This is a genomic window from Morganella psychrotolerans (genome assembly GCF_001676155.1).
In the GTDB taxonomy this organism is placed as follows: domain Bacteria; phylum Pseudomonadota; class Gammaproteobacteria; order Enterobacterales; family Enterobacteriaceae; genus Morganella; species Morganella psychrotolerans.
The window spans coordinates 288,261-302,369 of the sequence record NZ_LZEW01000012.1 but is presented as its reverse complement, the minus strand read 5'-3'; the positions used below and the strand labels follow the sequence as shown (position 1 = coordinate 302,369).

Below are 14,109 nucleotides of genomic sequence, written 5' to 3'. Positions count from 1 at the left end.
ACCCCGGTGACCTGTCAGTCATAATTAAGATGAAATGTCGCAATGGCGCTGAACGGCCCGCGTTTAATAGTTTTATTCGCCAGCGCGTCAGGCTCTCCCTGAACAAATGCCTGAAAATTCAGCAAGGTCAGCCCGTCATTCAGCGCTATCTGAGGTGATTCCTGATTCACCGCCAGCGGGCTGCCGTCTGCATTTTCCAGCCCGACCGCAATACCTGCTGCCTGACTGCCGGGACTGATTGCCAGCGCACCGCTGATAAACGGATTTTCATCACCGGCAAACAGTACAGTGACCCGCTTTCCGATAGAGGTATCGCACTCTGACAGCCGTATCCGGAATGCCTTTGACGGCGTGCGCTGATACGCATACAGGTTTTTGTCCGGAATATTGCCGAACGGCAGCTCCACCGTTTCATCACCCGGATGTATGGTGCAGGGTTCATCCACTAATATGCCGTGAAAATGGAGGTTATCGCCTGCCGCCAACCCTTTCGTACCTGTCAGCGACAGCAACAGGCAACACGCGCTGATAAGCCACCGCCACCGATTGTCAGTTTTCATTTATTCACTCCTACTGATATTCCGCCAGTAATGTGGCAGTTACATCAAACACGCCTTCCGGCAATGTACTGCCCGGCCGCTTTACCGGCACCGCCTGAATAACCGGCGGATTATCCGGCGAAACCGCAATGCGCTTGTTCAGCGTGAAAGGTTGCCCGTTCTGTGTCAGGCGGATAGCCAAATCGGTGATGTTGGTCTGCAATGCCGCATCATCAAAGGCACTTACCGGTCCAATGACTGATAACCCCAGATCCCAGCCTTTGATATTGTCCTCACACACCAGGGTATAGTTGACCGGGCGGCTGTAATTGATGCCGTCCACTTTGTGGATCCCGACATTGTCCCCGAAGTAGATATCGATCATGCCGTTATCACTGATGGTGCAGGGTGGCGGAACCAGCAACGTGCCGAACAGTTTCATATTCGGGGTATCCGCGCTGACATTGCCTGCCGCAATACAAAGCAATCCGCTCAGCAGGTAATGCACAAATCGCCTGTTATTCGTTGTTGTCATCATCAGGCTCCTTACTGATAGTCCAGCTCTAACGTGGCCGTCGCCGCAAAATCACCACCGGTAAGCACCGCGCTGATGTCGCGGACAGGAACGGCTTCCAGTACCGGGAAAGCGGGATAGGTGAAGGTCACTTTTTCCCCCAGACCAAGCTGACGCCCCTGATACAGAAGGCGCACACCTAATCCGCTGATTTCAGTGCGCAGTGCGTCCGAATCAAACCCGGCGGCATTCCCTGTTATCGCCAGCGTCATGGCATTCGTCGGCATCTTTGTACATTCCGCGCTGTAATTAACCGGCTGCCGGTAACGCACACCGTCAATGCGCGTACTCATCACCTCACCGAAATCCACTAAAATTGTATTGCCGCCGTTAATGACACAGGGCGGTGGCGCAATAACATTGCCGCGGATGGTGATATAGGTTATCCCCGGAACACCCCGCAAACCGGCTGCTGCCTGTGGTAAGGCTCCCGCTGACGCTATCAGCGGAAAGACACAGAATACGGAACAGAGAAACCACCGTACCCGCTCTATTTTTATCCGCTCATCCATGGTTATCTCCTGTCGGCTCAGTTACCGGCTGCTGTTTTTGCCACACTGCACTGTGTTCCCTGACAGCTGAACTGCAACTGCGGGCGACCGCCGTAATCATTGATGTATGTCAGAACCGGTGCATTTCCGAGCGCCGCAGCACTGAGACTGAGCGTTCCCTGACTTTTTGGTGCAACCATCAGGGGCGTAAATCCATCCAGACTTTTGCCCTGTAACCCGGTCAGCGCATCGACGATGGTCACGTAATACGCAGTGGGATTATTGACTTCATAATTATTTCCCCGGCGGGTCAGTGTGATTTTTTCCTGCCACGGATTGGTCAGATCCGTTTGTGTGGCGTAAATCGCCTCCGGGCGGTAGAACAACTTGATGCGGGTTTGCAGTGCGATTTGCAGGACATTCTGCCGGTTGCTGCGCGGGGGAATTTCCCGCAGATTAAAATAGAAAACGCTTTCTCTGTCCTGTGGTAGTGCGGCTATGTCCGGTATCGCCTGAATTTTCACCTGGCTTTTATCACCCGGCTCAATACGCTGCACCGGCGGTAAGACCACCAGCGGCGCTGAGACTTTCTGACCGCTCTGATCCTCAATCCAGCCCTGTGCCAGATACGGCAGTTCTTTATTCAGATTACTGACATTCAGACTGACGGATTTTTCCGCGCCGTTAAAAATGATACGGGTGCGATCCAGGGCAATCGCAGCCTGTGCCTGTATCGTTGTCGTCAACATGGCGGCGGCAAGCACAGTAATACTGATTTGTTTAACTGACATCATAGTGAATCACTCATTTCGTTACGTGTGGGTGGTGATAAAACAGGGCTTACCGCAGTATTCAGCCATTTCCCGCCGGATACAGGGAATACAGGCGATACAGGTTGCGACGGTTGTTCAACTTTCTCAGTCACTGCGGCAGGTTGTATATTGCAGGTCAGTAAAAGTGTGGACAGTGATTGTCCGGGCTGAAGTTCAGGAATGGTTATCCGGCATGCAGGCTCACTGCCACGGCGCAGCGTCAGTACATCTGCGCTGTTAATACCGCTGAGATAGACCTGTCCGCCATCATTAACAATTCCCAGTTCGCGCTTATCTTCTGACATAATTACCGCACCAAACGGCGGTGTGCTGCCGTCAGACAAACGAACGGTCGCCATCGCTTTCTGCCCGGATAACACATCAAACTGACGGTAGCCGATTGCGCCTTCAGTCAGGGTCACCTGCTGAACCGAGCGGCGTGCTTCTGCATTTTCAGGTAATTTATTGATGTCGATCCCGGCACTGTTCCGGAAGTAATTATTCATATCCGGAAGTACCGCTTTACCGAAGCGGTTGGTGTAACTGAGTGCGCCGGTACTTCTTACCGGAACACCGGCAACGCCTGATGTATCCACCAGCAGCCGTGCGCTGCCCGGCATGTTGATCCGGTGGAGTGCGCCGCCCTGAGGTGTCATGGTTACCCCGCCCTGAAGAGAAACAGAGGCTGAGGTATATTCCCCGTCGATATGACTTGCGCTGGCAGTCACCAGTGCGCTGTCGGCATACCGCATGTAATATCCGTCTGCGGATGCTTTGCCGTTGCTGCTCAGCCCCGCGCCGAGACGGTAACTATTGTTATCATCCGGACGGTCGAAATAACTGACGTTATGGGAATTTCCGCCACGGTTAATAACACTGTTGTAACTGACAGTGGCGCGATCGCCCCACGGCATACTGATATTGAGGTACATACCGTCATCATTTTTGCTCTGAAATTTATTACGGTACGCAGACAGACTGATATTGATATTTTTGTAGCTGCCGATATCCATATATTTAGCCAATGACAGGTTATAGTTGTCATTATCCGGACGATTCCAGTAAGTCTGGTGGCTGTAATTCAGATAGGTACTCAGCCCGATATCAGGGAACTGCTTACTGAGCATGATGGTATAAAGCTCTTTATTATTATCCGCACTATTGTCGTGGTAACGCCTGTCCAGGAACTGATTCATACTCATAAAATCGCGTTCGGAAAAACGATAACCGGCAAACGTGACCTGGCTGTCCAGCTCTTCAAAGCGTTTGGAATAGCTCAGACGGTATGAACCACCGCGATACTGTTTGTCTTCACGGGGAAGACGTGCAAATGACTGTGTTGCATCAAAAGAGATGGCCCCGAAGGCCATCAAATCACGACCCACACCAAGAGAAGCCGCATTGTAATCACCGGCGACCAACGAACCACCGTATATGGACCAGCCGTTACTGACCCCGAGTGAAAATTCGCCCATCCCGAAGACCGGCCCTTTTGCATGACGTCCGATCTCTGAAGGCTGCCCGGCAGACAATTTATATTGCACGCGACCCGGACGTGTCAGATACGGAATATTTGCCGTATCCATCTGAAATGACTGAACGGAACCGTCCTGTTCTTCGACTCTGACATCCAGCTTACCGCTGACCGCATCATTGATATCCTGAATACGAAACGGTCCCGGGGCGACCTGGGTTTCATAGATAACCCGTCCCTGCTGGCTGACAGTAATTTTGGCGTTTGTTTTTGCCACACCGGTGACTTCCGGCGCATAGCCACGCAGATTCGGCGGCAGCATATTGTCATCGGTCATCAGGTTGATACCGATGTAGCGGAAATTATCAAAAATATCTGAGCGGGAGAATGTCTCTCCCATCGTCAGTTTCGCCTGTAATGGCGCAATAGCACGATAAATATAGGTCTGGCTCCATGTCCAGTTGCGCTCAGAGCGCTCACCGGTTCCGGTGCTGTGGCGGAAATTTCCCTGCCAGTCGGCACGGGCGCGCCAGACACCTAAATTCACACCAAGTGTCCCGTTGCCGGTAACTTGCTGAGTTTGCTTACCTTGTGCCGGGTCATTCACGCCGGCATTAAGATTGTAATCAAACATCACACCGGAAATACCTTCATCCCAGCGGGATGGCGGATCCCAGTTTGCCGCCGTATATTCGAGATAGGCCTGCGGTACTGTCAGAATCAGAACACTGTCACTCAGTTTCGGTGATAAAGACATGCCGGGCAGTGATGCGGTATCCAGACACTGACCGTTATTCCACCAGCGCAAACGCTCTGTCCATGCCGGTTTCAGTCCGGTTTGAGCAACCAGCGCAGGTGAAAGGCAGGCAACGCTCCCTTTAGGGTCGTCCGGCGGAACGATATAAGGCACCGGATAAATATCCGGTAATTCACTGTTATTTACCCTGATAAAAAAATCATACGTCCCCGGCATGATATAACCCGCCCGGGAAAAATCAGAAAGATCGATATTCTGTTTATCATTTACATCCAGAATATCAGTATTAAAGTCGATATCCTGATTATCCGGATAAGCCGCCGGCATAAATCCGGCCAGAATAAATGAGATTAAAACTGTCAGTCTCCGGCGCGGGCCGGTACTCAGCGGAATTACCATAGTGGATCCAATCAGCTCGGTTTAATAATATTCCAGCTTGAAACCCAATATTGCCCGGAAATAACCGGACTGAAGTTCATCACTGTTTTTGACCAGACGCGCCTGATAGCGCAGCGCCATATTATCGGGATCAATATCTGCGGGTGGTAAGGGTTGACCCGGAACAACTTCATGTCCGTTAAGATCAGAAACAGATAAAGACGCCCCTTTGCCAGAACCTGTCAGCTGAAAATGACCATCCTGTTCCGCGCCCTCAAAGGTCACCAGAAACCGGGAACGTTCAATATTCTGTCCTTTCACCGGCAGGACTGTGCATTCCGCCAGCCTGATCCAGAAATGATCCGCAGGCCCTTGTCCCTCATCACGCAGCATTGGCACAGAGACATCAGATAACATCACCACTTGTTCACGGCTGGCTGTTGAGATAGTACAAACCGGCTCCAGAATTGAGCCCTGCATCTGAACCGCACCGAACCGCAGGCTGGTTTTTGCATCTTGTTTGGTTTCACCCGCCGGTACCTGAGCAGAAAAACACACAACAATTATCAGCAGCCACCGGGTCATTACGTTGCTACCCATTTCCGTCTCCGCTAAACGCGCACAATTAAAAACCGGCACAGGTCTTCCGTGACCTGCGCCGGAATTGATTACTGGTAAGTCAGAGCGAAAGTAGCGATAGCAGAGAAATCACCCGGAACTGCCGCTTCAGCGGTAGAACCCAGCAGATAAGCTGCAAAATTCAGGTCGTTGTTACCATCACGCAGTGCCTGTGCAGCACTTGCTGTACCTAATTTGATTTGTTTGCCGCCCGCATCGGTAATAACAACCGCTGCATTTTTTGCAATCCCTTCAATGCCCAGAGAACCGGCTAAAATATCCGCAGCTTCGGAACCGGTAAATGTGGTTTGTACCGTTTTATAGGTTTCAGTTGTGCAATTTTCTAATCCGATTTTAAAGTCACGGGAATTACTGCGGCCGCCATCTTTTAATGCCGCAGTAGAAATCTGACCTAACGGAACGGTCTGATTTTCTGTATCAGGCGTAATTGAACAAGGTGCATCAATAATTGAGCCGGTAAATTTGACAGTCCCGTGTCCCTGATCAGCTGCTGATGCAGAACCGGCAACCACAGATAAACCAAAGCCCAGAATTAATGCCAATTTATTAAAAGTCATGTTATTTCCTATAATTACAATTTATTTTTTGATGTTAAAAATAATGCGGCAGTACGCCATATAGATGAGCCAACAGAGAACTCACAGCCGCATTATTGTTATTTGATGAATATATTTGTGCCGTTATGAAATGAATAAAAAAACGGAACAAAATACATCAAATTGTTCCGTTAGGAGTTAACAGCTATAAATGATGAAAATATTGGCTAATAAACCTTTTTTGAGTAAATAAACAGGCTAATAACGTATTTTTACTTATCTGGGTTCTTGAATGATGTCAAAATAATTATCGTCCTCTGAACCTGACGCTACCAGCGCGCAGAATAAAATATCATTCTTTTAAAAATTAATGACTTATGGACTAGCGATCAGGTAAAAGCATCAATATTTGACTAAGGGGAAGCCTTTAGTAATAATTACAAACAGTTTGATGTATTTTGTCTTTTTATAAATAGGTGGTATTAACGTCTGATTTATTACCTGAAAAAATCAATTTATCAGGCTGAAAAGACAAATCCCCTGCTAATCTTTATGAATATATTGTCAATATGTAAACATCATGTAGCCATTATCATCCTGTCCATTGTCTTTATTCATATTTATTACTTGCTATAGTGATAGCTCTGGTTTTTATAATTTTATCGGACAATAAACAGGAATGATCATGAATAAACGTAAGTTTCTCACCCGTTCTGAAGTTAATGCCATCCTGGAACAGGCAAAAAAAAGCCGTTACGCCGAACGAAATTACTGTATGATTTTAATGTGTTACCTGCATGGCTTCCGCGTCAGCGAATTATGTAATCTTTCTCTTTCTGATATTGATTTAGAGAGCCGCCTTATTTATGTCCGGCGTCTGAAAGGAGGATTATCTACCACGCAACCACTTATCGATATTGAATATGATGCGCTGACAGCCTGGCTGGCTAAAAGAGAAACCTGGCGTAATCAGGAATTGGAATGGGTATTTTTATCGCAGAAAACCGGGGCTATTTCCCGGCAGCAGGTGCATACTCTGTTAAAGAAATACGGAAAAGATGCGCGTATATCTGTCGAACCTCATCCACATATGCTACGTCACGCCTGCGGATATTCACTGGCGGATTTAGGACGGGATACCAGGTTAATACAGGATTATTTAGGACATCGTAATATTTCACACACGGTTATTTATACCGCAAGCAACTCAAAACGGTTTCAGCAAATCTGGGATCCTCTCCGTGGATAATCTGCCGATAAAATAAACAAATTTATTATTTTCAGTACTAATCAAGATGACTTATTCATAAATAAGCACAGAATAGCTATCCGGTTATTTATTCACTTATCTCTTTTTTATATACCTTTGTTTATAGCATAATTTTGAGTGATGATTAATATTGATTGGTTGTCGTTTCACAGTCGATCAATATTATTCACAACTGTTCATTAAACAACCTTTTATTTCTTCATATATCTGACCAGTTGCTTATCTGCCGCACTGAGCTGCTGTAATGTCTGAAAAAATAAACCCGGTTCAATTTTCAGTGCTGCACAAAACATCAGAAAAGTATCGACCGTAATTTGAGTAATACCACGCTCATAACGGGAAACCTGCTGCTGACTGATACCACAACGGGCAGCCAGTTCACAACCGGTTAAACCCGCAGTCCGGCGGTGCTGTCTGAGCAGTTCCCCTGCCAGTATATTTGTATAGAGTTCATTTTGTGTTGCGTTATTCATCATAATATTAGCCAATGTTATTATTTAATATATACCCAACGTCATTCGGGATGCAGGCAGGCTGAGTGCGGCCAACGAACCTGCAACCTGAATGAATAAGGGTATAGTATTTTACTGGTATTCCAGTGTCATCGTGACTGAGGAGTTGCCACTACCGCCGGTAATCTGAGGATCAACCTGGCGATAAAATGCCTTCATTTCAGCTTTATTTGTTCCTGAAGAACTTTTACTTATCAGGGATATCGCCGAATCATAACGAACTGACTGCCAGCTTCCTGATGATTTCTCGTGATGAACTTCAATAACCACCCCTCTTGCTGAGTTTTCACCTTTATCTAATCCGATGTAATACTGACTATCAGGGGAATAGCGGTTTCCGTCCAGTTTTGCTTTAACGCCGGCACCGGACGGACAGCTGAATTCCAGCGCAAAAGGTACTGCCGGTGAAACTGAATTAACACCACTGCCAATCCCGCTCTGACTGTGGGTAAACCAATGTCCCAACTGAACATGAGTATCCGGTGTTTTCAGCTCACAGGTATTGCTGGTGATCCGACCGTTGATCCGGACTTCAACTGTTTCAGCAAAACTGATGGTCATATTGCATACTGCCGTCACAAATAAGATAAATGAAATACGTGTTTTTTTTTATCATCATTAGCACTCTGTTGTTCTTCACTGGTAAGTGACTGTCATATCAAGGATGGCATTCGCTTCACCCGGCCTGACTTTGTCTGCTACCTTTATATACCGGAAGGCTAATACCATAAAATAGTTACCACTATCAGAGACTGAGTTAGCAATATCATAAAATGTGCCCATCGAATAACCGCGGGAACTGCCATGTAGCCCGACCTGATAACCGATACCCTGTGCGGTTGTTGGTGCCGACGGGTTTGTCAGCGTAATATACTCGCTCCAGCTGCCCGGATTGTTCCTATCCGTAAACATCACTTTTGGCATAGCCTGAGAATCACAGTGCACCTTCCAGGTTACATCCGACGCACCAAAGGTTTCCCTATAGGCCATTTTATCCACTTCAGCCCAGTCAAACGATTTCATATTTATATCAATACTTCCGCGGATATCAGGAAATTTGCAGGTTGGTGCACGGACAGTGACCTTGCCTGATAACTGAACAGTACCGGTATCTGTTCCCTGAGATCCGTTACAGGCAACAGCAACTTCACTAAAATCACGATTCAGATTGTATGTACCGGGCTTTGCTTTTCCCGGAATAGTCACCAGCCGGTAACCCCAGCGGGTCAGTGAGCCCTCTTTTGCTTCTGCGCCACTTTGCGGGCTACTGATATCGGTCCAGGTACTGCTTACCGGGGAATTTGTCCGGCTGCTGCGGTTACCCGCACCATACGCGGCATCGGTAAAAGCGATCAGCCCGATACCATCAATGTTTGTTTTCTGAATGGTGTGCGTTTTACCGGTTACCGGATCAGCGATTGTTCCGGCATTATCAGCCCGCTTAAATCTGGCCTGAATCGGTTTCTGATACTGCCCGTCAGTTGTACAGATATTGGTATCGGTCCCGCCTTCTGCCCAATCGGTCAGAAAACGGTTCTGTAAATCACCCACCTCACCTGCTTCAAAGGTATGTGATCCCAGATCCAGAGAAACAGAGCGTCCTGCGGCATAAGCCCCCGCGGTCATTCCCTGCATCATCACGGCGATAATCATCAGGTTGATTGTTCTGTTGTTTTTCACTGTTTTCATCTGTTGTTTTCCTGTTTCAAAATTACCGGCACTGCGCCGTGACCTGCTTAACAATCTGCTCTGACTGCCCGGCGGTCAGCGCGTAATCTGCGGTGCATTGCTCATCGGGACGCGAGCCCCATTTCACATTGACCTTGCCGCTGTCCGGCATACCACTGAGGTAAACAACACCGTTTTCATCCACAATCCCACTATTATCACTGTCTGCATCTGAGGCTATTGCGCCGAAAGGTAATGCATTTCCCTGACGGGTCAGTTTCAGCAGAAGACGTGAGCCGATGCGGGTCTGCATATCTGCTAATACAACCGCACCGCGTGTCGGGACAACCGTTGTACTGTTGTTCATCAGTTCAACATTCTCATCCATCCCGTTAATATTTAATGCAACATCATTCTTTGTATAGGCAGTCACTGAAGGAATAACGGCATAGCCACGGGAATCTGTTTTTACGCCATTTTTGTTCTGAACGATAACACCCGCAGCGCCGGCGCCCGGACCAGAGCAATGGTTTCACCCAGCGGCTGAGAGAGTGTCACGCCGTATGGATGAACCACTACGCCCCCCTGCACGCCGTAATTAACCCGCTGACTGTTGTCTCCGTAGTTATAACCGGCATTCATAAAACCTTTTTCACCACGGTAAGAGAGCCCGGCATTTCCGCTGTTATTGTGCTGACGGAAGTCATAGCCCTGCTGAACCGAATAGCTCAGTGCATTATTTTCAAGTGCGCTGCCGCTGAAACCTGCCATCGCAGTAGTTCCGCCATCGCGGGACGTCGTCATACTGCTGATAAGCGAATAATTATTGCTGCCACCCAACGGGATACTGATATTCACGGCAAACTGATGGTCCGCTTTATCCGTTGCCGGGGTATCTGTATAGGTGTATGCAACGCTGTAATTCACCCGGCGGAATGAATTGCTGTAACCGGTGTTAACCGTACGCTCTTCCCCGTCCTGCCCCCAGAAGTTCTGTTGGTATGCAGAGAAATACAGGCTGCCGGCTGTATCACCCAGGGACTGACTGACATCGGCCTGAATACGGGTGCGTTTGTTATAACGGGCACTTAATCCATTATTTTCATTCGCCTCTGCAAAGTCGTAATACCCTTGCGTTGAGTAGCGATATCCTGCCAGCGCCAGCGTTGTGCCGGTTTGCATCATACTTTTCGAGTACTGAAAGCGGTATGACTGCCCTTTTTCTTTTTCATCACGCGCAGTCTGTGTGGTGACAGCGTGAATCGCATCGACAGATAATGCACCGAAGCGACCTAAATTCAGACCGGCGCCCAGAGAATACGCCTGATAATCAGACGAATAAATTGTGCCGCCGTACAATGTGGTGTTGAGCGGCATACCGTATGCAGCGGAGCCTTCAAAAAAGAGCGGCTCTTTGGTATTTTCCGTGCCGGTACGGTACTCACCGAGGTTCAGGGAATATTTCAGGCTGCCCTCACGCTGCATCATGGCTAATGAAGAGAACGGCACCACAAATGTACGCTCACGGCCATCTTCTTCTTCAATTGTCACATCCAGATTACCGCTGTATGAAGACGGGTACAGATCTGCAATTTCAAACGGACCGGGAGCCACATAGGTCTGATAAATAACGTAGCCATTCTGACGAATAGTAACCTGCGCGCTGCTCTGCGCAATACCACGGACAACCGGGGCAAAACCACGCTGACCGGCAGGCAGCATCGCATCATCAGATGACATCCGTACTCCCCGGAAAGGAACAGATTCGAACACATCACCGGATGTTGCCGTATCACCCAGGGTCAGGCGGGAATGCAGAGACTGAACATTGCGCTCAACATAGTTTTTCACATTCGACCAGTTACTCTCTCCGCCGTTACGGCTGTATGTCGAGAAATTACGGACACGCCATGCACCAAGATTGACGCCGCTTTGCAGGCTGACAAACTGGTTTTCCTGCGATTTGTTACTACGGGAATACCAGGTTTTCGCACCATTAACAGTATAATTGAGCAAAAATGCCGGTAAGCCCTGATCCCACTGTGATTCATCGGTAAACCCGCGGGCTTCCTGACTCATCGCCGCCTGTGGAATGCTCAGGTTTAAGCGCTGCTGCTCAAAGACAAAATGCGCCTGTGACTGAGGAATACGGGCATCCGTGTCCGAAATCTCTTCATCATCGGATAATTCTTTAAATGCGGGCAGAGCATCTGTTTTTATGCCCCACTCTTTTAACATTGCTTTCGTCACAACCGGCACTAATGCCTGCGTTTTTTCATTCTGAATAAAGCGAACCGTGGCACTACCCATATTTTGATTATTCACCACAACTGTAACGTAATAATCACCCGGCAATTGTGTTCCTGACTGAGAGAACTGCTCCAGGTTGACAAGATCAGCGACATTCTCGTCATTGATATTATTTAATGCCGCCGGATTAAAATAATCATCGGCCTGTGCGAAGTGTGTTGTGCTCATCAGTACCGCAATAGTTACGGTAATAAAGCGGGCAACCGGATTTAATAAAAACCGTGTTTTACCCGGCACGCTACCCATCCGTATTTTATTTTCCGGTAATGTCATTAATTGTTTTTTCATTTTATTTATTTCAATCTGACTTAATTAATGGATAACGTAGTGGTATGGTTAATGTTTTTATTTATCCGGGGTAATACTGTATTTATAGTGCCGCATTTTTTGATTCGGTTTTTCCGCCGAAATCATTAATTGCTTTCCAGGTTACAGTGCCCGATGTTGCATGACCGGATAATGTCCAGTTTTCAGTACTGAAAGGGGCAATAACACCGGCATCTTCAATCTCTTTATTTCCGATTTTAAGCTCTGCCAGATTAATATAAAAAGGCGTTGGGTTTTTTGCTGTCAGCTGATTACCCTGAACAGAAAATGTAACCTCTTTATAGGCACTTTCTGCATCTGAATCCTTTAATCCCGCAGGACGGTAAAACAGTTTAATCCGGCTGTTAATTGAAATTAATAATGAATCTTTGGCATTGGGATCAGATGCCGGAATGGCTTTTACATTTAACCAATACAGTGTTTCGCGATCCTGCGCTAATGTGTCTTTCGTCAGCACAACCCGCAATGCATTTTTTTTCTCACCATCGAGGCGAAATAACGGCGGCGTGATAACAAACTCCGGAGCTGCCTGCTCTTTACCGGCATCCGTAATCCATGACTGAATCAGATACGGTGTTTTATCCGGGTTATTCACTGTGACAGAAGATTCTTTTTGTTTGCCGTCATACACCATACGGGTACCGCTCAGTGTTACGCCTGCGTGAGATGACACTGAAATAAATGAGAACATAGCCGTCAGTAAAACAGGAAATAATTTACGCATTGTCTTCGCCTTATGAGAGAAAGGATGAGGCTAATGGTGATTAGCCCCCTCATCTTAGGTGGTGTATACCCAACGTCATTCAAGATTCAGCCAACGAACCTGTAGTTTGAATGAATAAGGGTATATCAGCCGTAGGTCACATCAACCTGAACAGTTGCACTGGTATTGCCTTCTTCAATTTCTTCATCAGAGAGTTTCACGAAACGGGCAAAATAATCCTTCATCGCTGAACCATCTTTAATATCGACACGGTCAACAACAGCGCCGGTCTGGAAATAATCGGTACCATCGGCTGTTTTACTTAATCCGATACCAACAACAGATTTATTCTTATCTGCTACATCGAAAATACCCGCAGTGCTTTGTCCGCCGACAAATTTAACCTGTGCAACAGAAATACCGCCACATGCTGCAAAATTCATAGAAAACTTAACCGCCGGCGTTACAGAAGAAACAGCCGCTAAATCAGAACCTTTATGGCTTCCTAATAAGACATTCGCTGTTGCTTTTTCTGCATCATATCCATCCACTGTAATAGCACAGGTTTCATCCTGAAAAGAACCGCTGAATTTAATATTTGCGGTATCACTTAACGGACCCGCATTAGCAAATGAAGATAAAGACAGCGCAGTAATAACAGATGATGCCAGTAAGATATTATTGAGTTTCATAATTAAGCCTTAAAGTGAGTTTCGCCCGTAAATAACATCTTTTTATGATGTCATTATTCAAAATGGGGCTGATAAATTTAATACACTGATATATGTATCATATATAAATATGAACCTAAACCATTAATAAACCATTTTCATATATTACTTGAAAAAACATTATTAATATTATTCAGGCGACATTTTTACCTGAGATAATTTTTGTTTATTTATCCGGTAATATAACGTTTGTTATTAATGTCGTTCATGTCCTGATGGCAACTATTATCGGTTTGACTCTGTTAACTGTCAATTAACCGGATTTTGGAAAATATCTTTTTTTTGTAATTGTTACTCCCTTAATGACAAAATCCATACACTTATAAATCAACGGGTTACATTAATCAGCATTTTACTCAAAACACGGATAGCAGTTTTATATTCTTAA

The 14,109-nt window shown here is 46.8% G+C and carries 14 protein-coding genes and 1 pseudogene; 1 reads left to right on the top strand and 14 read right to left on the bottom strand.

Annotation, left to right across the window (positions count from 1 at the left end):
• Positions 1 to 14 precede the first annotated feature (14 nt).
• The 7 genes from AYY16_RS11745 to AYY16_RS11715 all read right to left on the bottom strand — a co-directional run bounded on the left by AYY16_RS11745 (position 15) and on the right by AYY16_RS11715 (position 6,221).
• A complete protein-coding gene (locus AYY16_RS11745) occupies positions 15 to 560 on the bottom strand; it encodes a fimbrial protein (RefSeq protein ID WP_067366550.1) in 546 nt (181 codons plus the stop codon).
• Positions 561 to 570: 10 nt separating this feature from the next.
• A complete protein-coding gene (locus AYY16_RS11740) occupies positions 571 to 1,077 on the bottom strand; it encodes a fimbrial protein (RefSeq protein WP_223861219.1) in 507 nt (168 codons plus the stop codon).
• 8 nt (positions 1,078 to 1,085) lie between these two features.
• The gene (locus AYY16_RS11735) at positions 1,086 to 1,625 is read right to left on the bottom strand and encodes a fimbrial protein (RefSeq protein ID WP_067366547.1); all 540 of its coding nucleotides are present in this window, start codon (positions 1,623 to 1,625) and stop codon (positions 1,086 to 1,088) included.
• A gap of 17 nt (positions 1,626 to 1,642) precedes the next feature.
• On the bottom strand, positions 1,643 to 2,398 hold the full coding sequence (locus AYY16_RS11730) for a fimbria/pilus periplasmic chaperone (protein ID WP_067366544.1): 756 nt from the start codon (positions 2,396 to 2,398) through the stop codon (positions 1,643 to 1,645).
• A complete protein-coding gene (locus tag AYY16_RS11725) occupies positions 2,395 to 5,046 on the bottom strand; it encodes an outer membrane usher protein (RefSeq protein ID WP_067366541.1) in 2,652 nt (883 codons plus the stop codon). The genes AYY16_RS11730 and AYY16_RS11725 overlap by 4 nt, the downstream gene beginning before the upstream one ends.
• 21 nt (positions 5,047 to 5,067) lie before the next feature.
• On the bottom strand, positions 5,068 to 5,625 hold the full coding sequence (locus AYY16_RS11720) for a fimbrial protein (protein WP_067367277.1): 558 nt from the start codon (positions 5,623 to 5,625) through the stop codon (positions 5,068 to 5,070).
• A gap of 68 nt (positions 5,626 to 5,693) precedes the next feature.
• Positions 5,694 to 6,221, bottom strand: a complete 528-nt coding sequence (locus AYY16_RS11715; protein WP_067366539.1) for a fimbrial protein — start codon at positions 6,219 to 6,221, stop codon at positions 5,694 to 5,696.
• Positions 6,222 to 6,885: 664 nt separating this feature from the next.
• On the opposite strand from AYY16_RS11715, the gene AYY16_RS11710 reads away from it, so the two are divergent.
• Entirely contained in the window at positions 6,886 to 7,449 is a 564-nt protein-coding gene (locus AYY16_RS11710) for a tyrosine-type DNA invertase (RefSeq protein ID WP_067366536.1), read from the top strand.
• A gap of 212 nt (positions 7,450 to 7,661) precedes the next feature.
• Here the strand turns inward: AYY16_RS11710 and AYY16_RS11705 are convergent, their stop codons facing one another.
• The 7 genes and pseudogenes from AYY16_RS11705 to AYY16_RS11680 all read right to left on the bottom strand — a co-directional run bounded on the left by AYY16_RS11705 (position 7,662) and on the right by AYY16_RS11680 (position 13,682).
• Positions 7,662 to 7,946, bottom strand: coding sequence for a helix-turn-helix domain-containing protein (locus AYY16_RS11705; protein WP_067367274.1), 285 nt, complete (start codon positions 7,944 to 7,946; stop codon positions 7,662 to 7,664).
• Positions 7,947 to 8,054: 108 nt separating this feature from the next.
• Positions 8,055 to 8,543: a fimbrial protein gene (locus AYY16_RS11700; protein ID WP_067366533.1), complete on the bottom strand. Its 489-nt coding sequence runs from the start codon at positions 8,541 to 8,543 to the stop codon at positions 8,055 to 8,057.
• Between the two features lie 75 nt (positions 8,544 to 8,618).
• A complete protein-coding gene (locus AYY16_RS11695; protein WP_067366530.1) occupies positions 8,619 to 9,671 on the bottom strand; it encodes a fimbrial protein in 1,053 nt (350 codons plus the stop codon).
• A 22-nt stretch (positions 9,672 to 9,693) separates the two neighbouring features.
• Positions 9,694 to 9,963, bottom strand: coding sequence for a FimD/PapC C-terminal domain-containing protein (locus AYY16_RS19790; protein WP_235846303.1), 270 nt, complete (start codon positions 9,961 to 9,963; stop codon positions 9,694 to 9,696).
• Positions 9,964 to 10,023: 60 nt separating this feature from the next.
• A pseudogene (locus AYY16_RS11690) lies at positions 10,024 to 12,128 on the bottom strand (fimbria/pilus outer membrane usher protein); the annotation flags it as partial.
• A gap of 202 nt (positions 12,129 to 12,330) precedes the next feature.
• Positions 12,331 to 13,011, bottom strand: coding sequence for a fimbrial biogenesis chaperone (locus AYY16_RS11685; RefSeq protein WP_067366527.1), 681 nt, complete (start codon positions 13,009 to 13,011; stop codon positions 12,331 to 12,333).
• Between the two features lie 125 nt (positions 13,012 to 13,136).
• Positions 13,137 to 13,682 (bottom strand): fimbrial protein, encoded by a 546-nt coding sequence (locus AYY16_RS11680; protein WP_067366525.1) that lies wholly within the window; start codon positions 13,680 to 13,682, stop codon positions 13,137 to 13,139.
• Between the last annotated feature and the right edge of the window lie 427 nt (positions 13,683 to 14,109).